Source organism: Streptomyces sp. NPDC054961, assembly GCF_053609145.1.
The window spans coordinates 1-24,328 of record NZ_JBSGWY010000048.1; the positions used below are offsets into that span (position 1 = coordinate 1).

The 24,328-nt window shown below is 73.9% G+C and carries 20 protein-coding genes; 10 read left to right on the forward strand and 10 right to left on the reverse strand.

The features are described from left to right. The first annotated feature begins 283 nt into the window (after positions 1-283). Positions 284-871, forward strand: coding sequence for a DUF4232 domain-containing protein (locus ACWF9Z_RS31045; protein ID WP_453607648.1), 588 nt, complete (start codon positions 284-286; stop codon positions 869-871). A 30-nt stretch (positions 872-901) separates the two neighbouring features. Here the strand turns inward: ACWF9Z_RS31045 and ACWF9Z_RS31050 are convergent, their stop codons facing one another. Beyond that, the gene (locus ACWF9Z_RS31050; RefSeq protein WP_453607651.1) at positions 902-1,714 is read right to left on the reverse strand and encodes a crotonase/enoyl-CoA hydratase family protein; all 813 of its coding nucleotides are present in this window, start codon (positions 1,712-1,714) and stop codon (positions 902-904) included. Between the two features lie 200 nt (positions 1,715-1,914). After that, positions 1,915-2,898, reverse strand: coding sequence for an aldo/keto reductase (locus ACWF9Z_RS31055; protein WP_453607653.1), 984 nt, complete (start codon positions 2,896-2,898; stop codon positions 1,915-1,917). Between the two features lie 124 nt (positions 2,899-3,022). On the opposite strand from ACWF9Z_RS31055, the gene ACWF9Z_RS31060 reads away from it, so the two are divergent. After that, positions 3,023-3,601 carry a TetR family transcriptional regulator gene (locus ACWF9Z_RS31060; protein WP_453607654.1) on the forward strand — a complete coding sequence of 193 codons (579 nt, stop codon included), beginning with the start codon at positions 3,023-3,025 and terminating at the stop codon, positions 3,599-3,601. Positions 3,602-3,662: 61 nt separating this feature from the next. On the opposite strand, the gene ACWF9Z_RS31065 is transcribed toward ACWF9Z_RS31060, so the two are convergent. After that, positions 3,663-4,070, reverse strand: coding sequence for a DUF3224 domain-containing protein (locus ACWF9Z_RS31065; protein WP_453607657.1), 408 nt, complete (start codon positions 4,068-4,070; stop codon positions 3,663-3,665). 207 nt (positions 4,071-4,277) lie between these two features. Here ACWF9Z_RS31065 and ACWF9Z_RS31070 point away from each other — a divergent pair, with 207 nt between their 5' ends. From ACWF9Z_RS31070 to ACWF9Z_RS31090, 5 genes are all read left to right on the forward strand, one after another. Next, entirely contained in the window at positions 4,278-4,898 is a 621-nt protein-coding gene (locus ACWF9Z_RS31070; protein ID WP_453607658.1) for a (2Fe-2S)-binding protein, read from the forward strand. After that, positions 4,895-5,947: an FAD binding domain-containing protein gene (locus ACWF9Z_RS31075; protein ID WP_453607660.1), complete on the forward strand. Its 1,053-nt coding sequence runs from the start codon at positions 4,895-4,897 to the stop codon at positions 5,945-5,947. The genes ACWF9Z_RS31070 and ACWF9Z_RS31075 overlap by 4 nt, the downstream gene beginning before the upstream one ends. Before the next feature lie 55 nt (positions 5,948-6,002). Next, positions 6,003-8,123, forward strand: coding sequence for a xanthine dehydrogenase family protein molybdopterin-binding subunit (locus ACWF9Z_RS31080; RefSeq protein ID WP_453607663.1), 2,121 nt, complete (start codon positions 6,003-6,005; stop codon positions 8,121-8,123). A 41-nt stretch (positions 8,124-8,164) separates the two neighbouring features. After that, positions 8,165-8,551, forward strand: a complete 387-nt coding sequence (locus tag ACWF9Z_RS31085) for a VOC family protein (protein WP_453607664.1) — start codon at positions 8,165-8,167, stop codon at positions 8,549-8,551. Between the two features lie 137 nt (positions 8,552-8,688). Then, on the forward strand, positions 8,689-8,943 hold the full coding sequence (locus ACWF9Z_RS31090; RefSeq protein WP_453607667.1) for a DUF6296 family protein: 255 nt from the start codon (positions 8,689-8,691) through the stop codon (positions 8,941-8,943). Between the two features lie 103 nt (positions 8,944-9,046). Here the strand turns inward: ACWF9Z_RS31090 and ACWF9Z_RS31095 are convergent, their stop codons facing one another. The 6 genes from ACWF9Z_RS31095 to ligA form a co-directional block, all read right to left on the reverse strand. Next, positions 9,047-9,169 carry a hypothetical protein gene (locus tag ACWF9Z_RS31095; RefSeq protein WP_453607670.1) on the reverse strand — a complete coding sequence of 41 codons (123 nt, stop codon included), beginning with the start codon at positions 9,167-9,169 and terminating at the stop codon, positions 9,047-9,049. Positions 9,170-9,362: 193 nt separating this feature from the next. After that, positions 9,363-10,235 (reverse strand): helix-turn-helix domain-containing protein, encoded by an 873-nt coding sequence (locus ACWF9Z_RS31100; RefSeq protein ID WP_453607672.1) that lies wholly within the window; start codon positions 10,233-10,235, stop codon positions 9,363-9,365. Positions 10,236-10,404: 169 nt separating this feature from the next. After that, complete coding sequence (locus ACWF9Z_RS31105; RefSeq protein ID WP_453607674.1) at positions 10,405-11,904, reverse strand: UDP-N-acetylmuramoyl-L-alanyl-D-glutamate--2,6-diaminopimelate ligase; 1,500 nt, start codon at positions 11,902-11,904, stop codon at positions 10,405-10,407. Positions 11,905-12,173: 269 nt separating this feature from the next. After that, positions 12,174-12,326, reverse strand: a complete 153-nt coding sequence (locus tag ACWF9Z_RS31110; RefSeq protein WP_453607677.1) for a hypothetical protein — start codon at positions 12,324-12,326, stop codon at positions 12,174-12,176. A 201-nt stretch (positions 12,327-12,527) separates the two neighbouring features. After that, positions 12,528-13,394: a DMT family transporter gene (locus ACWF9Z_RS31115; RefSeq protein WP_453607679.1), complete on the reverse strand. Its 867-nt coding sequence runs from the start codon at positions 13,392-13,394 to the stop codon at positions 12,528-12,530. 172 nt (positions 13,395-13,566) lie between these two features. Then, complete coding sequence (gene ligA / locus ACWF9Z_RS31120) at positions 13,567-15,636, reverse strand: NAD-dependent DNA ligase LigA (protein WP_453607681.1); 2,070 nt, start codon at positions 15,634-15,636, stop codon at positions 13,567-13,569. A 226-nt stretch (positions 15,637-15,862) separates the two neighbouring features. Between ligA and ACWF9Z_RS31125 the strand changes: the two genes are divergently transcribed. Beyond that, positions 15,863-17,350, forward strand: coding sequence for a hypothetical protein (locus ACWF9Z_RS31125; RefSeq protein ID WP_453607683.1), 1,488 nt, complete (start codon positions 15,863-15,865; stop codon positions 17,348-17,350). Positions 17,351-17,775: 425 nt separating this feature from the next. Here the strand turns inward: ACWF9Z_RS31125 and ACWF9Z_RS31130 are convergent, their stop codons facing one another. Continuing rightward, entirely contained in the window at positions 17,776-18,921 is a 1,146-nt protein-coding gene (locus ACWF9Z_RS31130) for a serine hydrolase domain-containing protein (RefSeq protein WP_453607685.1), read from the reverse strand. 438 nt (positions 18,922-19,359) lie between these two features. On the opposite strand from ACWF9Z_RS31130, the gene ACWF9Z_RS31135 reads away from it, so the two are divergent. Both ACWF9Z_RS31135 and ACWF9Z_RS31140 read left to right on the forward strand, forming a co-directional pair. Continuing rightward, a complete protein-coding gene (locus ACWF9Z_RS31135) occupies positions 19,360-21,111 on the forward strand; it encodes a glycosyltransferase family 2 protein (protein ID WP_453607688.1) in 1,752 nt (583 codons plus the stop codon). A gap of 14 nt (positions 21,112-21,125) precedes the next feature. After that, the gene (locus tag ACWF9Z_RS31140) at positions 21,126-24,161 is read left to right on the forward strand and encodes an SGNH hydrolase domain-containing protein (RefSeq protein ID WP_453607690.1); all 3,036 of its coding nucleotides are present in this window, start codon (positions 21,126-21,128) and stop codon (positions 24,159-24,161) included. Positions 24,162-24,328 lie beyond the last annotated feature (167 nt).

The window sequence follows — 24,328 nt, forward strand, 5'->3', positions numbered from 1 at the left end:
ACCGTGGTGCCTCGTTTCCTGTTCGGTGAGGCCCGCATCACCAGTAAGCCCCGGGGCCCCCACCCCGGTCACGTTCCGGAAACTCGGGACTTGACACACCCGTAAACCCCACGTAAAAGCCCCCCGTTTTCGCCCGGTGCGGCCGCGAACCGGCACGTCAGAGCGGTACGCATGCCGTCGGCCCGGGGTGGTGCCACGCTGAGGGGAGGACGCCGACGGCGGCGGGGAGCACGGTGAGTGAGCGGCCGGGGCGCGGAAGCCCGGCCCACCACGAGGAGACCCCATGAAGCGCACGAAGCGCATGCGGCGCACGAAGCGGGACGGCACGGCCAAGGAACGCCCGGGGGCCCGCTCCCTCTGGCTCCCGGCGGGCGCCCTGGCCTGTGGCCTCTTCCTGGCCGCCGCTCCGGCTGCCTCCGCGCAGGAGACCGGCGGGCTGCGGGCGGCCGCCGCGCCCTGCGCGAGCAAGCAGCTCATCGCGAACAGCGCGGAGCGGACGGGCTTCGCCCAGGTCCGGATCACCGTGATCAACGACGGCCCGAGGGCGTGCGTCCTGAACGGATACCCCACGGTGGCGCTCGCCGGGCAGGGCTCCCCGGACCGCAACAAGCCCCTCGACGTCATCCGGCAGGGCCACCCGCGCGCCGTGCGCCTGGAGGTCGGCGACCGGGCCTCGACCCAGCTCACCTTCACCCCGGTGCTCGGCGAGGCCGACGGGTACTGCGCCTCCGGCGCCCAGCCGACCGCCGCACCCTCGATCGTGCTGGGCGTGGGCGGGGGCGGTCTCCAGCTGGCGCCCGACGACGGCGGTCGGTTCGCGCTCTGCGGCACCAGCGTGCACGCCACGCCCTTCCGCGCCGGCGCGTCCTGAGTCGGCCGGGACCCCGCGCGGGTGTGCGGCTCAGCCGGTGAAGGCGCCGTGACGGCCGGCGCCGCCCGCGAACCGCTCGGCTCCGGCTCGGGTCTCCCCCGCGGTGAGCGGGACGAGACCATGCCGGTACTCCGCGGCCAGGGCCTCCCGTTCGTCGAGACCGTGCTGTTCCCTGACCGAGAGCCGGTCGTGCCGCAGACACAGCTGCGGGAACCCGGCGATCTCGTGCGCGAGCCGCTCCGCCGCCCGGCGGGCTTCACCGGGCGGGACGAGGCGGTTGACGAGGCCGATCGCGTACGCCTCGGCGGCGGTCACGGGCCGGCCGGTGAGGATCAGGTCCATCGCGCGGCTCTCACCGATCAGGCGGGGCAGCCGCACCGTACCGCCGTCGATCAACGGCACGCCCCAGCGACGGCAGAACACGCCGAGCGTCGCGTCCTCCTCGGCCACCCGCAGGTCGCACCACAGGGCCAGTTCGAGTCCGCCCGCCACCGCGTGGCCGCTGATCGCGGCGATCACCGGTTTGGTCAGGCGCATCCGCGTGGGGCCCATCGGGCCGTCTCCGTCGGCCGCCACCCGGTTGCCCCGCTCGCCGCCGACGGCCTTGAGGTCCGCGCCCGCGCAGAACGTACCGCCCTCGCCCCACAGGACGGCGACGGACGCGTCCTCGTCCTCCTCGAACACGCGGAAGGCGTCCGCCAGTTGGGCTGCCGTCGGACCGTCCACCGCATTGCGGACGGCCGGGCGGCTCAGGATCACCGTGCGGACGGGCCCCTCGCGTTCGATCCGGACGGCGGGCGGGCCGACGGGCGTCGCCCCCGGCGTCTCTGAGGTCGTGGCCACAGCGGAACTCCAGGGGTCCAGGTCCAGTGGTGCTGTCGGACGCGAGGGCGGTACGGACGACCACTCTGCATCACGCGCGCCGCGGCCGGTGGCCGGCTCCGGAAATCTCCGGCGGAGGGACCTGGTGGAGGGACCCGGAGCCGGCCACCGGCCGCGGCGCGCGGGCCCCGGCGAAGGGCCCGGTGAAGGGCCCGGCCGCGTCAGCCGTTCAGCGAGGTCATGAGCTCGGGCGCGTACCGGTCCCCCGAGACCACTCCGTGCGGGGCGACGGCGTCGATGGAGGCCAGGTCGGCGTCCGTGAGCGTGACCGCGGTCGCGGCGACGTTCTCCTCCAGGTAATGGCGGCGCTTGGTCCCGGGGATCGGTACGGCGCCCTTGCGCAGCGTCCAGGCGAGCGCCAGCTGCGAGGGGGTGACCCCCTTCTCGGCGGCGAGGCGGCGGACCCGGTCGACGACGGCCAGGTTGCGGTCGAAGTTCTCGCCCTGGAAACGGGGGTCCGTGCGGCGGAAGTCGTCGGCGGCGAAGTCGTCCGGGCTGGTCACGGCTCCGGAGAGGAAGCCGCGGCCGAGCGGGGAGTAGGCGACGAGGCCGATCCCGAGCTCGCGCAGGGTGTCCATGACTCCGTCATGCTCGATCCCGCGCTCGAAGAGGCTGTACTCGGTCTGTACGGCGGCCAGCGGATGGACGGCGTGGGCGCGGGCGATGGTGGACGCGGCGGCCTCGCAGATGCCGAGGTGACCGACCTTGCCGGCGGCGACGAGCTCGGCCATGGCGCCGATGCTCTCCTCGATCGGCACGTTCGGGTCGACGCGGTGGAGGTAGTAGAGGTCGATGCGGTCGGTGCCCAGGTGGCGCAGCGAGCGGTCGGCGGCGCGGCGGATGTACTCGGGGGTGCCGTTGTGGCCCAGGAGGGCGCCCTCGTCGGTGAACTCGATGCCGGTCTTCGTGGCGATGACGGCGGCGTCGCGGCGACCGGCGAGCGCCTTGCCGAGGAGCTGCTCGTTGCGGAAGGGACCATAGCCCTCCGCGGTGTCGAGGAGGGTCACGCCCAGCTCGAGGGCGCGGTCGATGGTGGCGAGCGATTCGGTCTCGTCGGTGGCTCCGTAGTGGGCACTCATGCCCATCAGGCCGAGGCCCTCGGCGCCGACCTGCAGTCCTTGGCCGCCCAGTGCGCGGATCTCCATGATGCCCTCCGTGGGGTGAGGTGGTGTGCCAGTCCGTCGTTAGTAACTAACTGGATAGTTCGAGTCTGCGACATGAGTGCGGCAGATGTCAATAACTAGATAGTTACTTGCTAGGCTGCTCGTCATGGCACGGGATTCCAGCGCAACGAAGGCACGGCTCCTCGACGCCGCCTTCTCCGAGTTCGCCGCGTACGGCATCGCCGGCGCGCGGGTCGACCGCATCGCGGAGACCGCCCAGGCGAACAAGCGGCTCATCTACGTCTACTACGGCAACAAGGAGCAGCTCTTCGACGCCGTGCTCCAGCGCGCCCTGGAGACGGGGTCGGAGTCGGTCCCCTTCGACGCGGAGGACCTTCCCGGATACGCGGCGGCGATCTTCGACCACCTGGTGGCGCGGCCGGACCTGATGCGGCTCGTGCAGTGGAAGCAGCTGGAGCGGCCCGGCACCACCGACGCGGAGGCCGAGTCCTACCGGGGCAAGCTCGCGGCGGTGCGGCGGGCCCAGGGGGCGGGCCTGATCGATCCCGGACTCGATCCGGCGGACCTGCTCACCCTGGTGATGGGCCTGGCCCAGGCGTGGACGGGCACCATCGGCGGCGTGGCGGCGGGCGGCCCGGAGGCCGCCTGGCCCGCGGAGCGACTGGCGCGCCACCGCGAGACGGTGGTCGAGTCCGTCCGCCGCCTGATCCGGCCGGGGCCGTAGCTCCCGCGGCCGCCCGGCGGCAGGCGCGCTCCGGCAGCCGCTCCGCCCCTGACCCGCCGGGCTACTCGCCCAGCTCGTAGTCGAACCAGATCCGATGGGTGCCGTCCGCGTCGACCGCGAGGCCGCCGGCGCCCGTGATCCCGGCCAGCGCACCCGTTCCGCTGCTCGGCACGATGACGAAGAACTCCCGTTCCCTGCTCTCGCCCCGGGTCGTCGCGGAGTGCGCGAAGTTGAAGGCGCCCGCCCGCCCGTGGAGCGTCCCCTCGAACGACTCCATCGCGACGTATGTCCCCACGCCGGTGGACTGGTCGAAGGCGGCGGTGAACACGGTGGCGGAGCGCCCGGCGACCTCCCCCTCGTAGGTCTTGTCCATCGTGGCGACACCGACGGGCAGCGCCGTCCCGATCTCGGTGCCCTGCACCGGTGCCGGGCTGAAGCCGGCGACTCCGAAGATTCCTGAGGCTCGCATCCCCGGATCGTACGGCGCACCACTGACACCGCCACCGAGCGCTCCGCCCACGATGCCCGGACGGCCCCCGCAGTGGCGGCCCACCCGCGGGCCGGCGCACCGCGGGGGCGGCGCACCCGCTTGCCCGCACCCCAGGTGTGAGATCCGCTCCGACCGGTTATCCGAAGGGAGGGAGGGACCTCCACACTTCAGGACAAAGGGGAAGCCGTGCCGCATCCAAGCCGGGAGACCAGATCCCGCGTCGCTCTGCACGTGAACGGCCGGCCGCACGAACGCGACGTGGACCACCGCGTCACGCTCCTGGACCTGCTGCGGGAGCACCTCGGTCTGACCGGCGCCAAGAAGGGCTGCGACCACGGCCAGTGCGGGGCCTGCACCGTCCTGGTCGACGGGCGACGGGTCAACAGCTGCCTGCTGCTCGCGGTCGCCCAGGACGGCACCCGGGTCACCACCGTCGAAGGGCTGGCGGATGACGCCCGGGGAGCGCACCCCCTGCAGGAGGCCTTCGTGCACCGGGACGCCCTCCAGTGCGGCTACTGCACGCCGGGCCAGCTCTGCTCCGCCGCCGGCCTGCTCGCCGAGGCCGCCGCCGACCCGGGGGCCGCGGACCTCAGCCGCACCGGCATCTCCGAGGCGATGAGCGGCAACCTGTGCCGCTGCGGCGCCTACCCCCGCATCGTGGACGCCGTCCGGGACGTCGCCGCGGCCTCTCGGGACGCGGACCCTGACGCGGACCCGGACGCCGGCTCCGTCCCGGCTCCCGCTCCCGGCCCTGCCACGGGCGCCACCGGGTCCGGGGCCCCCGCGGCCGGGCAGGCGATCGCGTGAAGCCGTTCGCGTACGTACGCCCCACCAGCGTCCCGGAGGCCGTCGCCGCCCACGGCGCGCGGCCCGGCTCCCGCTACCTCGGCGGCGGCACCAACCTCGTGGACCTCATGAAGCTCGGGGTCGACACCCCCGACACCCTCGTCGACCTCACCGGGCTGCCGCTCGCCTCCGTCGAGGAGACCGCGACCGGGGGCCTGCGCGTCGGATCCGGGGTCCGCAACAGCGACCTCGCGCTCCACCCCCTCGTCCGCGCGCGCTATCCCGCCCTGTCCCAGGCTCTCCTGGCGGGCGCCTCGGCCCAGCTGCGCAATGCCGCCACCACCGGCGGCAACCTCCTCCAGCGCACCCGGTGCCCCTCCTTCCAGGACACGTCCAAACCCTGCAACAAGCGGGAGCCCGGCACCGGCTGCGGCGCCCGCGAAGGAGTCCACCGCGACCACGCCGTCCTCGGCCACTCCGCGCACTGCATCGCCACCCATCCGTCCGACATGGCCGTGGCCCTCGCCGCGTTCGACGCGGCCGTGGAGCTCCAGGGCCCGAACGGCGCCCGCACGCTGCCGCTGACGGCGTTCCACCGGCTGCCGGGCGACCACCCCGAACGGGACACCGTCGTGGAGCCCGGCGAGATCGTCACGGCGGTCACGCTCCCGCCGGAGTGCGCCGGGCTCCCCTCGCACTACCGCAAGGCCCGCGACCGCGCCTCGTACGCCTTCGCGCTCGCCTCCGTCGCCGCCGTCCTCGACATCGCCGACGGCCGCGTGCGCCACGTCGCGCTCGCCTTCGGCGGTCTCGCCCACCGGCCCTGGCGCGCCACCACCGCCGAGGAGCGGCTGCTGGGTTCCGCCCCCACGGAGAGCGCCGTACGCGCGGCGGTCGAGGCCGAGCTCGACCGGGCGGAGCCGCTGCGCGACAACGCCTTCAAGGTGCCCCTCGCCCGCAATCTCGCCTGCGACGTGCTGAACTCCCTGGCGGCGCGCGGCCCGGCCCCCGACGCCCGCGACACCCCCGGGTCCCCCGGCGCAACCGGTGCACCCGGCGCCCGCTCCTGAGCGACCGTCCGCCTCCCCCTCCGCCCACCCCCGTCCCGGATCGCGAGGACCCGCCATGGACTCCAGCCCCGCCGCCCCGGCGCCCGCCCTCGGCCGCCCCGCCACCCGCCGCGAGGGACCGGAGAAGGTCACCGGAAGGGCGCTCTACGCGGCCGAGCACGCCCCGGCGGGGCGGGTGTACGGATGGCCGGTGCCCGCCACCGTGGCCCGCGGCCGCGTCACCGCCGTCGACACCGCCGACGCCCTGGCCCTGCCCGGGGTCCTCGCCGTCCTCACCCCGTTTGACGCGCCCCGGCTGGGCCCCGCCGACGACCCCACCCTCCTCGTGCTCCAGAACGCCGAAGTGCCCCACCGCGGCTGGTACGTGGCCCTGCCCGTGGCCGAGACCCTGGAGACCGCACGGGAGGCGGCCGCGGCCGTGCGCGTCACCTACGACACCGAACCCCACGACGCCGTCCTGCACGCGGGCCATCCGGCCGTCTACACCCCCGAGCAGGCCAACGGCGGCTACCCGGCCCACCGCGAACAGGGCGACGCGGCCGCCGCGTTCGCCGGGGCGCCGGTCCGGGTGGACTGCGCGTACGCCGTACCGCCGCTGCACAACCACCCCATGGAGCCGCACGCCGCCACCGCCCTGTGGGAGTCCGGCGGCGGCGCCGGTCCCGGCACCCTCACCGTGTACGACTCCAGCCAGGGGTCCGGCATCGTACGCTCCACCCTGGCCTCCCTCTTCGCCCTGCCCGAGGACCGCGTGACGGTGGTGTCCGAACACGTCGGCGGCGCCTTCGGCTGCAAGGGCACCCCCCGCCCGCACGTGGTCCTCGCCGTGATGGCCGCACGGCACACCGGCCGGCCCGTCACCGTCGCCCTGCCCCGGCGCCACCTCGCGGCCGTCGTCGGCCACCGCGCGCCCACCCTGCACCGCGTGCGCCTGGGCGCCCGTACCGACGGCACGCTCACCGCGGTGGCCCACGAGGTCACCACCCACACCTCCCGCGTCCGCGAGTTCGTCGAACAGGCCGCCGTCCCCGCCCGCGTCATGTACGCCGCGCCCGCCCTCCTCACCACGCACCGGGTCGTCCCCCTCGACGTGCCCACGCCCTCCTGGATGCGGGCTCCCGGCGAGTGCCCCGGCATGTACGCCCTGGAATCGGCGATGGACGAGCTGGCCGAAGCCCTCGGCATCGACCCCGTCGAGCTGCGCGTGCGCAACGAACCCGGCGCCGAGCCCGACAGCGGCCGCCCGTTCAGCAGCCGCCACCTGGTGGAATGCCTGCGCGAGGGCGCCACCCGGTTCGGCTGGGCAGCGCAGCGCACACCCCGCCGGGAGGGCCCGCTGCTGATCGGCACCGGGGTGGCCGCCGCCACGTACCCGGTGTACGCCGCCCCCTCCTCGGCGCGGGCGCACGCCCTCCCCGACGGCACGTACCTCGTGCAGACCAATGCCACCGACCTCGGCACCGGCGCCCGCACCGTCCTGGCGCAGATCGCCGCCGACGCGCTGGGGGTCCCCCTGGACCGGGTGGCGGTGGAGATCGGACACTCCGCGCTGCCGCCGGGCTCGGTGGCCGGAGGCTCCGCGGGCACCGCTTCCTGGGGCTGGGCGGTCCACGACGCCTGCACGAGCCTCGTCAGCCTCCTCGACCGCCGGACCGGACCGATCCCGGAGGCCGGGGTGTCCGTCCCGGCCGATACGACGGCCTCCGCCAAGCAGAAGTCCCCGTACGCGCGGCACGCGTTCGGCGCGCACTTCGCGCAGGTGCAGGCCGACACCGTCACCGGCGAGGTCCGGGTCCGGCGGCTCCTCGGCGTCTTCGCCGCGGGCCGCGTCCTCAACCCGGTCACCGCCCGCTCCCAGCTCGTCGGGGGCATGGTCATGGGGCTGGGCATGGCCCTCACCGAACACAGCACCCTGGACCCCGCCTTCGGTGACTTCGCCGAGAACGACCTCGCCTCCTACCACGTCCCCTCGCACGCCGATGTCCCGGACATCGAGGTGCACTGGCTGGACGAACACGACAAGCACCTCAACCCGATGGGAAGCAAGGGCATCGGCGAGATCGGCATCGTCGGTACGGCGGCCGCCATCGGCAATGCCTTCCACCACGCGAGCGGCCGCCGGATCCGCGAACTGCCCCTCACCCCGGACCGCGTCCTGGCGGCCCTCGACGCCTGATCCAGATGGTCGCCGCGCCCCGCGTGGGGGAAGGTGGGGCCATGACGCACGTACTGGGCAGCCGGATCCTGCTCCGTCCCACCGATCCCGAGCGCTCGCGCGCCTTCTACGGCGAGGTCCTGGGTCTCGCCGTCTACCGGGAGTTCGGAACGGGCCCCGAGCGCGGCACCGTCTACTTCCTCGGCGGCGGCTTCCTCGAGGTGTCCGGACGCGCCGAGGAGCCCCCCGCGCCCGGACTGCGGTTGTGGCTCCAGGTCGCCGACGTCCGGGCCGCGTACGAGGAACTGCGCGACCGGGGTGCGGAGGTGCTGCGGCCTCCGCTGCGCGAGCCCTGGGGCCTGATCGAGATGTGGATCGCGGACCCGGACGGCGTGCGCATCGCCGTGGTGGAGGTGCCGGCCGACCACCCGCTGCGCTCGCGCCCCTGAGCCGGGCACGGCGCGGACCGTTCACCCGTCGGGGCCCCGGTACCGCGTGGTGCGTCCCGGCGACAGGACTCATGGGGCAGGTTGGTACGCGGCGCGCCGTGGGCGCGCCGTGCGACAGCGGAACGTGGAGGTGCACGGTGGGCGATGACCGGGAGGGCCGAGAGGACCGCTACGAGCTGGTGTTCGACAGGAACGGGACCGCTCCCGAGGGCACGGACGTCGTCGTCGTCACCCGCACCCCGCAGACGGGCCCGGGCGGCCACCCGGTCTACGTGGACGACACCGGGATCATCCGCGCCGAGATCAGCGACCAGGGCGAGCTCCGGATGCTGCCCTCGGGGGGCCAGCAGGACCTGACCCACCCCGTTCGCGCGCGCCGCCCCGCGTCCTGACCCGCCGCGGGTGCGCGGGACGTCAACGGGCGCGGGGCACGTCAGCGGGTGTGCGGGACGTCAGCCGACATGCGGGACGTCAGTCGGCGCGGTGCGCGGGACGTCAGCGGCCGTTCGCGTCGCCGCCCTCGCGCCGCCTGCGGTTGCGACGGCCGAAGGCCCCCGCGAGACCGATCAGTCCGCCTGTGATCGCTCCGCCTACGAGGATGCGCAGCAGCTCTTCCATCGAACACTCCTCTCCGGATCAGGTCCGGGTCAGGTCCAGGTCAGGTCCGCCGTCGCCCGGTCCGCCCCGGCCGGTCGAAGATCTCTCTTCTCGCGGCCGGGGCGTCCCCCCGTGCTCGGGTGCCTGATCGACTCCGAACGGGGACACTATCGGCGTGCGGAATCCCTGGCTTGGACAAATTTGACCTCGGCCTTCACAGGGCGAGCGCTCCCTCCGCCACGCGGGCGGCGGCCATCTGCCCGGGGGTGGTCCCGCCCAGGGCGCGGAACTCCCGGTTGAGGTGCGCCTGGTCGTAGAACCCGCAGGCGGCGGCCACGTCGGTGGGGTTCGCGCCCTCGCGGGTGAGCAGTCTGACGGCCCGGTGGAAGCGCAGTACCCGGGCGGACATCTTGGGCGTCAGACCGACCTGTTCGGTGAACCTGCGGACCAGGTGGCCCTGGCTCCAGCCCACTTCGGCCGCGAGCCGGCCGACCGGGATCGCCCCGTCGGCGCGGGACAGCAGGCTCCAGGCGTGGCTCACCTCGGGCGCGGGAAGGGGGCCGCGCTCCAGACGGGCGGTCAGCGCGAGGTCCAGCAGGTCGAACCGGGCTCCCCAGTCGCGGGTGGCTTCCAGCCGCTCCACCAGTACCGCGGCCTCCGGTCCGAGGACGTCGCCGAGCTCGACCACCCGGTTGGTCAACTCGCTCATCGGTACGGCGAACAGCCGGAAGGCACCCAGGGGGGTCAGCTCGAGCCGGATCGCCTCCTGGCCGCCGGGATGGTCACACACCCGGTACCCGTCCTCCAGCCCCCCGGCCAGCGATCCGGTCACCGCACTGTCCGGGCCCCGGTCCCCCAGGCGGCGGATCCGGGCGAACGGCTCACCCAGGCTGATCACCACGACGGCCCGGCCGGTGGGGATCAGCCGCACCCGGTAGGGCGAGGCCGCAGCCTCCCAGTAGCCGGCGTAGCTGTGCACGAACGGACGCAGCTGCGCCGGCCACGGCCGGGTCACGCGCCACCGGCCACCCAGCCGGGTCGCCTCGACCCCCTGACCGGCCACACCCGTGCTCCCGAACACCGGCATATCCCTCTCCCTCCCGTGGCGACGGGCGTCCGGCGCCGCCCCGGTCGCTCCGGGGAATCGGCGCACCTCGGCCCCGCAACGTCTCCCCGCCGGGTTCAGCATCCCAGAGCGGCCGGGGCACGGGGGCGGATCACGCCCCGCTCGGGTCAGCCGTCCTGCGGCTCCGTCCTCAGGAAGAAGCCGGCCTGGCGACGAGATCGCGTACGGTCGCCATGTCGCTGAAGGGGAGCAGTTCCTCGCCCACGATCTGGTGCGGCTCGCTGCCCTTGCCGGCGATCAGGACGATGTCCTCGGGCCGGGCCTCGGCCAGCGCGATCTCGATGGCCCGCCGCCGGTCGGCGGAGCGCTCGTACGGCGTGCCGGTGGCCTCGATGGCGGGGGCGATCTGGTCCAGGATCGCCTCGGGGTCCTCGGTGCGGGGGTTGTCCGAGGTCAGGACGCACAGGTCGGAGTGGGTTCCGGCGATCCGGCCCATTTCGGCGCGCTTGGTGGTGTCCCGGTCGCCTCCGCAGCCGAAGACGGTGATGACGCGGCCGCGGGCGAAGCCGCGGATGGCGGTGAGGACCTTGTCGAGGGAGTCGGGCGAGTGCGCGTAGTCCACGATCACCGACGTGCCGCCGGGGGTCGCGAAGCGCTCGAAGCGGCCCGGTACGAGCGGCATCTTCGCGAGCGCGGAGACCAGTCCGTCCAGGTCGTGCCCCAGAACCCGGCAGGCCGCCACGGCCGCCAGCGCGTTGGACACGGAGAAGCGGCCCGGGACCGGTATCGACGCGGGGTAGTCCCGGCCCGCGTGGTGGAGCGTGAACCGCGTGCCCGAGGCGTCGGCGATGAGGTCCGTGGCCCGGAAGTCGGCCACTTCGTCGAGGCCGTAGGTCGTCACCGCTCCCGGCATCATCGTCCGGATCCCGGCGCCCACGGCGTCGTCCACGTTGACCACGGCGTACCGGCACAGCCCCTGGAACAGCCGCAGTTTGGCGTCCGTGTAGCGGGCCATCGTGCCGTGGTCGTCCAGGTGGTCCTGGGTCAGGTTGGTGAAGACGCCGACATCGACGAACGTCCTGTCCATCCGGTACGTCTGCAGGGCCATCGAGGTGGCCTCCAGCACCACGCTGCCGGTGCCCCGGTCCCGCATCCGGCCCAGGAGGTACTGCAGGTCGGGCGACTCCGGTGTGGTCAGCGCCGAGGGCGGCATCGGGATCATCTCGTCGCCGATCCGGCTGCCCGCCGTTCCGATCACGCCCACCGAGGCGCCCTCGGAGATCCTCAGCAGGGACTCGACCATGGCGGAGATGGAGGTCTTCCCGTTGGTCCCGGTGATGGCCACCATGTCCATGTGGCGGCCCGGTTCGCCGAAGTAGCGCGAGGAGACGACCGCGGCCGCCTTGCGGGTGTCGGACACCTGGACGACGCACACCTCGGGCACCAGCTCCCGCCCTGGGGGCGCGGCGGCGGCTCCCGCCGCGTCGACGAGCACCGCGGCGGCTCCGCGCGCGAGCGCCGCACCGATGGAGGCGGGGCCGCCTCCGCGGTGGCCGGGCACCGCGATGAAGAGTGAGCCCGGCACCACCCGGTCGACGTCGAAGGTGGTTCCCGCGGTGATCCCCGTGGATTCGGCGTCGCCCTGGATGACGTGGTGCTCATGGCCGGTCAGCAAACCGCTCAGTTTCACGGTGGTCCCTTCAAAGGCGGCTACGGCCCTGCGTGCGGCCCTCGCCTGGCAGCGGCGCCGACGGAGCGTCGGACCGCGGTGGTGGTGTGGGGGCGGTGCCTTGCCCCCGGGGGCGACGGCGCCGGGCTCGGTGATCGGGCCGGGCTCGATGGATCGGGCCGGACTCGGCGAGGAAACCGGGCCGGGCCGCCGGAGCGGGCGGCAGTCGCGAGAGGTGGTGCAGGAAGTTGGTGCTGGAGGGGCCGGGCCCTGGGCGCGGCGGGGAATCGCTAGCCGTGGCCGTGCAGGACGCCGCGGCCGACCGTGGGGGCCTGGCCGTCGGCGGCGGTCCGGGGGCTCACGCCCGCCCGGACCGCGCAGGCCGCGCGCGTGGCAGGGGCGGCCTGCGGCAGGCACTCCCCCGTGATGCGCGTGCGGTTCATAGGCCGAGTGTACGTGCGCTCGCGGGACCCGTACGCCGCGTCGCCGGCTCCGTGGCGGGCGTCCGCGCGCGCCGCCGACGAGGGGGTCCTGGGCGACGCGGGGAGCGTGGCCCGGGGAGGGCCGGGCGATCGTGTCCTTGATAGCGGCAGCATGTCCGGGCACGGACAACGACGCCTCCGCGGCCGGCGTCGGAGCCGTACCTACGGTGCGTCGCCACCGGCCGCCGCGCCTGCCCGGGCCAAGGCGAGTACGCCGGCGCAGATCAGGGACAGGCCCAGCAGCTGTGGCAGCAGCCACCAGTGGGTCCGCAGGTGTTCCTCGTACAACAGCACGCCCAGCGCGACGCTCACACCCGCGTCGCCGAGGGTCAGCGCGGGCTGGGAGGCGACCAGCGGGCCGCCCTGCATGGCGTGTTCCAGGAACAGGAGGGCGCAGATGCCGCTCGCGGCGAAGGCGTAGGTCTCCCAGGTGCTCAGGAAGGCACCGATGCCGCCCTCGTCGAGCACGTGCATGGCCGACTTCATCAGGGCGGCGGTCAGCGCGTAGCAGACGGCGGTGGCCGCGCCGAGACATCCGGCCCGCATCCGGCCGGGCCGCCGCCGCAGTCCGATGACGCCCAGCACGGCCACCGCGGCCGCGCACGCCACCAGGGCCAGGACCCACCGGTCGGCCGGAACGTACGTACGGTTCCCCTCCGGTGACGCGGCCACCAGCACGATGCCGAGCCCGGCCACCACTCCCCCGACGGCGAGCCACATCGGCCCCGGCATCCGGCTCCGCCCCACCAGTGAGGCGATCAGGAGCGCGAGCGGCAGCTCCAGGACGAACAGGGGCTGGACGAGGGCCAGCGCGCCCGTCGCCAGCGCCACGGCCTGCCCGACGCCGGCCGCGATCACCGCCAGGATCCCGCCCAGCCAGAGCGGCCGCCGCAACAGGTCGAGGACCAGTCCGATGCGGAAGCCGTCGCTCTGCGGCACGGTGAGCGCGGCGCGCCGCTGGAGCACGGTCGCCAGGGCGTTGCTGAGCGCCGCGAACAGCGCGAAGAGGACCGGCAGGAGGAAGCCCACGCCCCGATCCTCATCGCCCCGGCCACACCTCCCGACCACGACACCGGCCCGCGCCCGCCGGGCGCCGCCCGTTCCCCCGTCCGGCCGCACGAGCAAGGTCCCTCGCCCGGCCGAGCGCCCACGGCGGGGCCGCTCACCGTCGAACCAGCGGTCAGCGGTCAGCGGTCAGCGGTCAGCCCAAGTAGTCCGTGACGAGTTCGGCGAAGGCCTCCGGGGTGAGGACCGTGACGCCCAGCTCCGTGGCCTTGACGGCCTTGGAGCTCGGCTTTCCGCTCGCGGACGGGGCGCAGACCAGGTAGGCGGTCTTGGAGTTGACGCTGCTGCCCGGCCTGCCGCCGGCCTTCTCGATCAGCGCGTTCATCTCCGAGCGCCCCGCGCTCGCCAGCGGACCGCTCATCTTGCCGGTGACGACGACGGTCTTGCCCGCCAGCGGGCCCCCGCCCTCCGCCTCCGGCTGCCGCGGTTCCTCCATGGTGACCCCGGCCGCGATCAGCTTGTCGATGACCCGGGCCAGGGAGGCGAGCTGTTCGACGATGACCGGAGCCTTCTCCCCGCCGATGCCCTCGACCTCCTGCATCGCGGCGGCGTCGGCCTGGCGGATGGCGTCCATCGTGCCGAAGTGGGCGGCGATGCGCCGGGACATGCTGCGCCCGGTACCGAGCACGCCCAACGCGCACAGGACGCGGCTGAGCGGGCGGGACTTGGCGGCGGCGATCTGTTCGGCCAGCTTCGCTCCGCGCTTGGCGCTCCCGGAGGCAGTGGTGAGCTGCTCCTCGGTGAGGGTGAACAGGTCGGCGACGTCGGCGACGTCACCCGACTCGATCAGGGCCTTGACGTACGTCCTGCCCAGGCCGTCGATGTCGAGCATGTCGCGGCCGGCGGCGTACTCGATCAGTGCGGGCAGCGCACAGGCCGTTCCCTTCGCGCACCTCCACCGCTCCTGGCTCTTGTCGATCTCTCCGCCGCACTGGGGGCAGGCCGTGGGCAGCGGTACCTCGGGCGCGCCCTCCGGGCGGCGGCCGATGACGGCGGCCTGGACACGGGGGATGATGTCGCCCGCCTTGTACACCGTCACGGTGTCCCCGAGGTGGAGGTCACGGCGGCGGATGTCAGCGGGGTTGTGGAGGGTGGCCCGGGTGACCGTGGATCCGTCGATGTCGACCGGTTCGAGGATCGCCGTCGGGGCGAGCACGCCCGTACGGCCCACGTCCCAGACCACGTCCTTCAGCACGGTCTGGCGCTCGACGGCCGGGAGCTTGAAGGCGATCGCCCAGTACGGGAACCTGCTTCCGAACCCGGCCGCGGCCTGCTCGGCCGCGTCGTTCGCCTTGATCACGACCCCGTCGATGCCGAACGGCAGACCGGCGCGCAGCGCGGCGATCCCGTCGACCTTCTGCTGCGCCTCGGCGAGGGTGGCCACCACGTGCAGACCGGCGGGCGTATCGGCCGTGGTCCGCACGCCCGCCCGGGCGACGGCGGCCAGGGCCTGCGCGTGCGTCGCGCCCGGGGGCGCGCATGCGACGCCGTCGAGCTCCACCACCCCGTACGCCCAGAAGGTCATCTCGAGCCGGTACGGACGGTCCTTCGCCCGCAGGGTGCCGGCCGTGCCGTTGCGCGGGTTCGCGAAGACCTGTGCGCCGTGCGCGCCACGGACCTCGTTCGCGGTCTCGAACTGCTGCTGGGTGAAGAGGACTTCGCCGCGCACCTCGAACGTGGCGGGCACGGGCAGCTGCGCGGGCAGGCCGTCGATGGTGCCGATGACGTGGCTGACGTCCTCGCCGTGCGTGCCGTCGCCGCGGGTGATGATCTGCTCGAGCCGCCCGGCGCGGTACCGGGCGGCGACGGCGGCGCCGTCCATCTTCGGCTCGACGGTGAACCCGCCCGCGGGCTCGTGGCCCAGGCGGCGCTGGAGCGAAGCCCCCCAGGCGAGAAGGCCGTCGGGGTCGAAGACGTTGTCGAGGCTGAGCAGCCTCGTCGTGTGCGCCACGTCGCCTATGGGGGCGGCTCCGTCCCCGACCAGGCCGGTCGGGGAATCCTGGGCGACCTCGTCCGGATGCTCCGCCTCCCAGGCGAGGACGGACAGGCGCAGGCCGTCGTAGGCGGCGTCGTCGAGCAGTCCGTCCTCGCCGCCGTAATACGCCTGGGACGCCTCGCGCAGCTGCTGGAGGGCAGCGGTGTAGTCGGCGCGGCTGGACAGGCTGGGCAGGCTGAACGGCGCCTCATCGGCGGAAAGGATCGTCATGGGGATGATCCTCTCCCAGGGCACTGACAATGCCCGGCGACACCGGCACCGGCCTTCGCGAGGACCTGCCGGGAGGGGACGCGGCGGTCGTCCGGCGGCTGGGGGTGGCGGGCGGCACGGAGCGGGGGCGTCCGGAAGTCTTGTCCGACCCGTGATCCGATTTTCGAACACCCATCTCGTCGATCCCCTAATCTGATCATGTTCAAAATGGAGGGGGAATCCAGAAGTGAAGATCAAGCGCATCGCCGCCGTCGCGGCCGCGGCCGTCGTCGGACCGGTCCTGCTGACCACGCCCGCGATGGCCGAGGAGCACGAGCAGTCGGCCGTGACCGTGCCGGACGCCGAGCCGAAGGACGACGCGGCGCCGGCCGCCGGACCGACGACGGAGGCGGAGAAGCCCGCCACCACCGGCACTCCGGCCGAGCCGCCGGCCGGCGGGCCCGCGGTGGCACCGCCGGCCGCCCCGCAGGCGCCGACCGTCCAGACACCCGCGCCCCCGGCCGTCCAGGCCCCGGCGAAGGACGCCGCGGACACCCCGGCCGAGGACCCCGACGAGGAGCCGTCCACCGGGATCCTCATGGGCCCCGAGGTCAGCGTGCGGGGGATCCCGCAGACCGGTTTCAAGGCGGACGGCAACTGGACGGCGCTGACCGTACAGGTCGACAACTCCGGCCACGTCGCGGTTCCGAACTACACCCCCGAGATCACCGTCATGCAGTGGGACGGCAAGATCAAGGCCTCGCAGGTCAAGGTCGAGCGGCGGGTCACCGCCGGGGACGGATCCGTCTCCTGGCAGCCGGCGAAGCTGGTCCACGGCCCGCAGTACGGCCCCGGGCTCGTCTACCAGCTCGGCACGACCGCATCGCTGGCCATCGACGCCGTCCACATCGTCGACGTACGCGTCAGCTTCGCCGCGGACACCCCGGTCGTCCCCTTCGAGCTCGCTGCCGACGGCACGAGCCGCACCGACGGCAAGATCAACGCCTCCCCCACGACCTGGTACAACACCAGCATCACGGGCGCGACCCCCAACAACGACCAGCCCGTCGTCACCGAAGGCCCCGCCCTCACCATCGGCGGTCTGCCCGACGGCCTCGCGGTGGGCGGGGCCTGGCAGGACCTCACCGTCCACGTCGACAACTCCGGCAAGCCGGCCCTGGACGATTTCCACCTGTACCTCACCCTCGCCCGGCCCGACTGGGTCGCGATGGAAGGCGAGCAGCTGGAGGTCGAGGTCTACGGCAAGAACGGCTGGGAGCGCGCGGAACTCGGCTACAACGACGGCTTCTACGTCGTCAACCACCTCGCCGGCGGCCCCATCCCCGCGGGCAAGGCCTTCGACGTCAAGCTGCGCATCCGGTTCACCGCCGACACCCCGCTCGGCTACGCGCAGTTCCGGGCCTCCGGTACGGTCCTCGAGATCGGCTCGAACATCGAGAGCGCCAGCCGCCCGGTCCTGCTGAAGATCCTGGCCGCCCGCCCGGACACGAACACCGGCAACCAGCCCGGCCCGAACGGCGGCACCACCACGCCGATCAGCGACACGGGCAGCACCGGCCACACCGGCACCACCACCGGGGCCGGCGGCGAGCTCGCCGCCACCGGCGCGGACGCGGCCACCAGTTGGGCGCTCGGGGGCGCCGGCCTGGCACTGGCCATGGGCGCGGCCCTGGTCGCCGGCACCGGCCGCCGCCGCCGCCGCACGACGGCCTGAGCGGCCCCGCACAGCACGCGGAGGGGCCTGCGGGGACACGAGTGCCAGCCCCGCAGCGCTCCGTCGGCGCTGAAGAGCACCAGCACCAGCACCCGCACCCGCAGGACGGCCTCGTCGACCACGTCGTGGAGTTCCTCGGCCGGGTCTCCCGCGCACTCCGGAACCGGGCCGGCTCGGCCCGTGTCGTCTTCGGTACGTCGGGCCCTCGCCGGGTCGTGGTATTCACCGGGTCGTGGTCCGTGGTGCGTCGTGGTTTTTGGTGCGTCGTGGCGGGCCGTCCGTTGAAGGCTCACGGCCTCGGTCTCCCTCCGCACGGATACGGAACCACGACGCATGAGACGACTTTCCGCATGGGAGCGCCCCAAAACCTGTGGGCGCGCACTCCGAGGCCGGCGCGGTGGCGCCGGCCTCGGAGTGCGCCAGGGTCAGCTCTTGTCGCAGAGCGCCGCGAGCAGCGTGACGCTCCGGTTGACGCCGCCGCCGCTCCCGCTGCCCGCCATGGCGTCGAGGTCGTTCACACCGAGGTTGTTGACCTCGACGAAGGCCGCCCGACCGTCCTTGGTGGCCGCGGCGATGGTCTGGTAGCCGGGCCAGATGCCGTAGTGGCCCCAGGCCTCACCGCCGCAGGGGAGGGTGAACTTGTCCAGGCCGAGACCGTAGTCCGGGGCGCTGCTGCCCGGGGCGTTGGTCGGGGTGATCATCTCGGCCAGCTGTGCGGGCGGCACCACCTGGCCGGACATGAGGGCCTGGAAGAACCGGGTGGCATCGGCTCCGCTGGTCACCAGTCCGCCACCCGAGAGGCCGATGCTCGGCTCGACCCGGTCCGTGACGTCGATCCAGACCAGGCCGAGGTCGAGGTTCCCGCGCACGTGCCCCGGGGGCAGGGTCGGGTCACCCGGCGTCGGAAGGTAGGTGTTGGTGAGGCCGAGCGGGGTGACGATGCGGGAGTTGACCTCCTGGCCGTAGGTGTGGCCGGTGACCTTCTCGATGATCATGCCGAGCAGCATGTAGTTCGTGCCGGAGTAGTGATAGCCCGCCCCCGGGGCGAAGTACGGCGGCTTCGAGAGGCCCCACGAGGCCAGCTCGGCCAGCGTGTGCGTCCTGTTCTGCTGGACCACCATGAAGTCCCACAGGTTGGCCTGCTTCGCCTCGAGGTAGTCGTAGATCCCGCTGGTGTGGTTGAGCAGCTGACGGACGTTGACGGTGTTCCCGTCGTAGCCGTTGCCCTGCACCACGCCCGGGAGGTACGACTCCACGGAGGCGTTCAGGTCGACCTTCTGCTCGGCGACCAGCTGCATGACGACGGCGGCGGTGAACGTCTTGGTCAGGCTGCCGACCTTCACCTTGTGGTCCGGGCCGAAGGGCAGGTTCTGGTTGATCGCCCGAGTGCCGCTGGACACGCTCCACATGGTGTCGCCGTCGCGGACCACGGCTCCCGAACCGGGCGCCCCGTGGCTGGTCTTGAGGGTGTCGATCGCGGCCTGGGTCGCCGCGTGCGATGCGGCGGGTGCGGGTTCGACGGCAGTGGCCGTCGGTACGACGGTCGCACCCATCGCCGCGGCAAGGCCCATCGCGACCAGCCCTAACCTGATTCTCGACTGTGTACTCATCACGCTCCCCGTTTCACTGATGGTGACGCCCCGGCTACGGCGCCGGGCTGCGGCCCGGCCGGACTATAGGGCACGGCACTGGAAATACCCATGCGTGATCGTTGCGGCCGGAGATCTTCGGCCACCGCACGGCGGGCGTCCGGCACGGGCGGGGGACGGCGCGCGGCGCAGCCGGGCCGCACAACTCTTTCAGGTCTGTTCACCCCCGCGTGACCTGCACCTTCCCGGCAGGCAGGGGTGGCGCGGGTCGAATGGGCAGCCCAGAGGTCTGGACCAATTCAGAACGCGCCAATTCCGTGTCTCGTTCCACCTGTTGGCCGTCCCGCAACAAATGGTCTATACCTTTGGCGCTAGGGTGGCCACCTGACACGGGCACACAAAACAGCCGTGGGGGGCTTTATGACCTTTCATCACCACCTTCCGCAACCTCCTTCCGACGACGAGCTCTACTGGTATTTCGGCCCGCAACGCCGCTGGGTCCTCATCAGCACCTCGCTCGCCTTCGTCTTCACCGCGGCGACCATGTTCACCTTCGCGCTGCGCACCCCGGCCCTGTGGGCCTTCCTCGCCGTCCTCGGGCTGAACGTCGTCGCCCTCGCCCTCTCCTCGGTGAACAGCCTGCGCCAGCGCCGGCTGACCCGGCCCTCGCACGAGGTACTCGTCCACGCCTGGCAGCCCGCCCGACTGCCCGGCGTGGACCTGTACTTGCCGACCTGCGGCGAACCGCTCCCCGTCCTGGCCAACGCCTACCGCGCCGTCGCGGCCGTCGACTGGCCCGGCGCGCTGACCACATGGGTCCTGGACGACGCCGACCGGCCCGAAGTCGCCGCGCTGGCGGCCTCGTACGGCTACGAGTACGTCGTGCGACCGGACCGGGGCCACCTGAAGAAGGCCGGCAACCTCAACCACGCGCTGACCCTGAGCGGCGCCGAGTTCATCGCCATCCTCGACGCCGACTTCGCGCCCCGGGCGGACTTCCTGCGCCACCTCGTCCCGTACCTGGCCGATCCCGCCGTGGGCATCGTCCAGAGCCCGCAGTGCTTCGACACCGACGAGACCATGGGCTGGATCCAGCGGGCGGCGGGCTCCGCCCAGGAGTGGTTCTTCCGCTGGATCCAGCCGTCCCGGGACGCGAGCGACGCCGCCATCTGCTGCGGCAGCAACGCCGTCTACCGGCGCAGCGCCATCGACCTGGCGGGCGGCTTCGCCCGCCTCGACCACAGCGAGGACCTGTACACCGGACTCGCCCTGCACGAGCGGGGGTTCCGCACCCTGTACGTACCCGTGCTGGTCGCCAAGGGCACCTCCCCCGACGAGGTCGCCTCCTTCGTCAACCAGCAGTACCGGTGGGCGATGGGCAACCTCCACCTGCTCGGCACCCCCGTACTGCGGCGCATGGGCGCGCCCTGGCGGATGAGGCTCTGCTTCTACGAGGGCATCGTCGGATACCTGGCCTCCGCCGTGAACACCTTCGCGGCGCCGCTGCCACCGCTGGTGATGATGTTCTGGTACCCCGACGACATCCGGCCCTGGCACGTCCTCCCCCTGCTCGCCCCCCTGTGGCTGTGGCACGTGCTGCTGCCGCGCGTCAGCAGGACCCGCTGGCGGATCGAGGTCATCCGGGCGAACGTCCTGACGAGCGTCGCCGCCGCCACGGCCTTCCTGCACACCCTGCGCGGCCGCAGCGCCGACTGGGTGCCCACCGGGACCCGGAGCTCCGCCCCCCGGGGCGGGATGGCCCGCCGGGTGGTGGGCGTGTCGCTGCTGTGGCTCGTCCTCTCCAACGGGGCGGCCGCCGCGGGCCTCGCGCTGGCCGTGGCCCGCAACGGATGGGAGCCCAACTGGGGCCTGCTCCTCTACCTCCTGGTGCAGTGCCAGATCAACGGACCGCTCATCCGCGACCTGCTCGCCGAGCTGCGCCCGGCGAGGGCCCTCCGCGCCGTGGCCGCGCGGCGGGCCACCGCGGCCGGCGCCCGCCCGGCACCGTCCGCCCCCGCTCGCCCCCGCACCCGCGTACGGGCCTTCGCGCGCTCCCGCACCGACCTGCTGCCCCGCCGATGGCCGGAGACCCTGGCCGCCTCGGCGGTCCTCCTGCTCACCGGCCTGCTCGCCTCCGGGTGGGTCGACCCGATGCTCCCCTGGCTGAGTTGAAAGGCTTCACCGCTATGCCGTACCCCATGGCACCCGGCCCGCGCCGGCCCCGAGGGCGCGCCGAATCCCCGCCGCCCGGCCCCCCGAAGGCCCCGTCGCCCTCCGGCGGCGAGTCCGGTCCCAGCCCCCACCGGTCCGCCTTCCGTCCCGACATCGAGGGACTGCGCGCCGTCGCCGTCCTCGCGGTCCTCGCCTTCCACGCCGAGATCCCCGGACTCGCGGGCGGCTTCGTCGGCGTGGACGTCTTCTTCGTCGTCTCCGGCTACCTCATCAGCGGCCTCCTCGTCCGGGAGGCGGTCACCACCGGCCGGATCCGGCTCCTGGACTTCTTCTCCCGACGCGCGCGCAGGCTCCTGCCGTCCGCCGCCGTCGTGCTCGGCGCGGTGGCCGTGGCCGGAGCCTGGCTGACCGTCCCCCTGCGCCGCGCGGACCTCGAGCACGACGTCGTCGCGGCGGCGCTCTCCGCCGCCAACTGGCGTTTCGTGGCGCGGCAGACCGACTACCTCGCCGCCGGACAGGACCAGAGCCCGCTCCTGCACTTCTGGTCCCTCGCCGTGGAGGAGCAGTTCTACCTGCTCTGGGCACCCCTGCTGGCCCTGATCGTGCTGGGCGCCGCCCGATCGGCACGCCGCGGCCGCGCCGTGCGCTCCGCCGTGGCCCTGGCCGCCGTACCGCTGGTCCTCGCGTCGTTCGCGCTGTCCCTGCGCTGGACGGAGCACTCGGCCTCGCTGGCCTACCTCGCGACGCCTTCGCGCGTCTGGCAGTTCGGCGTCGGCGCCCTGCTCGCCCTGCTGCCCTGGCACCTCATGCGCGGCCCCCGGCCCCTGCGGCTGCTGTGCGGCTGGGCCGGGGCGGCGGCGATCGTCTGGTGCGTGGTGTCCTACGACGCCTCCACCCCGTACCCCGGCCACGCGGCCCTCGTGCCGACCCTGGCCACCGCGGCCGTCATCCTCGCCGCGATACCCGGCCGGGGCGAGCGCGGCGCGACGGGCACCTACGGGGTCGGCCGGCTGCTGGCGGGCCGGGCGCCCCGGGCGGTGGGACGCCTCTCCTACAACCTCTACCTGTGGCACTGGCCGGTGCTCGTCCTCGCCGAGGCCCGCTACGGCGCCCAGGGCTGGCCGGTGAAGGCCGCGCTCACCCTGGCCGCCGCACTGCCCGCCTACGCCACCATGCGCTGGGTCGAGCAGCCGCTGCGCCGCAGCCGTACCGTCTCCGAACTCCCGCGCCGCGGACTGTCGGTGGGGGTCACGGCCGTCGTGCTGCCCCTCGTACTGGCGCTCGTGGTCGGCACGACGACGCTGAACCTGCTGGGTCCGGCCACACCGGTCGAGCTGGGCGGCCTGCCCCCGGGCGCCGCCTCCGGCCCCCACCTGCTCGCCCGGACCGGCGCGGCACCGCTCGAGGACGGCCCGGTGGTACCCGGCCCCGCCCAGGCCCGCAAGGACTTCCCGCCCGACGGGGCGTGCGAGGTCGACCCGGCCGTGACCCGCAGCCCGGACTGCCTGTTCGGCGCGGTGGACAGCCCGGACCGGATCGTCCTGCTCGGCGACTCGCACGCCGGCCAGTGGTTCTCCTCGGTGCTGGCCATGGCCGCACAACGGGGCTGGGCGCTCCAGGAGTTCGTGAAACAGGGCTGCCCGCTGCCACACCTGGCCGTGGACAGCCCCCAACTCGGCCGCGCGTACCGGGAATGCGACACGTGGCGGGCCGACACCCTGGACCGGCTGCGGCAGCAGCCGAAGCCGCGCCTCATCGTGATCTCCTCGCTCAACCGCTACACCGCGGACACCGAACTCCTCGCGGAGGCATGGGAGAAGACCCTCGCACCGCTGCGGGCGACCGGCGCGCCGATCGTCTACATCGAGGACACCCCCGTACCCGGCACGGACGTTCCGGCGTGCGTCTCCGGCAGCCCCGAGGCACCCGAGGCCTGCGCGTTCAGCCGGGCGAGCGCCCAGCAGCCCGATCCGCTGGCGCGACGGATCGCCTCCGGCGCACTGCCCGGCGTGCTCGGCGTCAGCGTGAACGCGGTCCTGTGCCCCGGGGACGGCCCGACCTGCCCGGCCGTGCTGGACCGCATCCTGCTCTACCGGGACGACGCCCACCTGACCAACGTCGCGGCCGTCGTACTGACACCCCGGCTCGAGCGCCTGCTCACGGAATCCGGGGCGCTGCCCGCTCCGGCCTCGTCCCCGCCGCCGGGCGCGCCGGGGGCGGCGGATCCCGCAGGGTGGACCCGGATGCTGCGGGACGACTTCGACGGCCCCGCGGGCAGCCGTCCGTCCGACACCAACTGGCTGCACGACACCGGAACGTGCTATCCGGGCTGCCCCGCGCCCCAGTGGGGCACCGGCGAGGTCGAGACCATGACCGACTCGACCGACAACGTCCGCCTCGACGGCAAGGGCGTGCTGGAGATCGTCCCCACCCGCACGGACGGCCGCTGGAGTTCGGGCCGCATCGAGAGCAGGCGCGCGGACTTCGCCCCGCCCCCCGGCGGGGCCCTGCGCATCGAGGCCTCGATCGCCCTCCCCGAGGTGGCCGGAGCGAAGGCGGCGGGCTACTGGCCGGCGTTCTGGACGCTCGGGGCGTCGCTGCGCGACGGGTACACGGGCTGGCCGGGCATCGGCGAGATCGACGTCATGGAGTCCGTCAACGGGCGGGACAGCGTCTTCGCGACCCTGCACTGCGGGATCCTCCAGGGCGGCCCGTGCCAGGAGCCGACCGGCCTGACCTCGGGCCCGCGCCCGTGCGACGGCTGCCGATCCGGATTCCACTCGTACGCCGTCGAGGTGGACCTCGCCCCCGGCGCCGAGGAGGTGCGCTGGTACCTCGACGGCCGCGTGCACCACCGGGTGGCCGCGTCCCGGATGGACCCGGACACCTGGCGGCGGGCGGTGGACCACGGACTGTTCCTGATCCTCGACGTGGCCATCGGCGGCAGCCTCCCCCTCGCCGACGGCGCCGGTCCGGGCCCGGACACCGAACCCGGACACCCGATGCGCGTCGAGCACGTCACGGTGTCCAGCCGGCCACGAGCCGCTTAGCGAGTGGGAGCGCCGACGCCCCCGTCCGGCCCCCCACCCCGACTGGCCCGCACCCCAGCCGGGGGGGGGGGGGGGGCCCCCCGGGGCGCGCGGGGCCGCGGCGGGGGGGGCGCGGGGGGGGGGGCCGGGCCCCCCCGCGCGGGATAGAGAGCGCCCCCCCAGCCCCC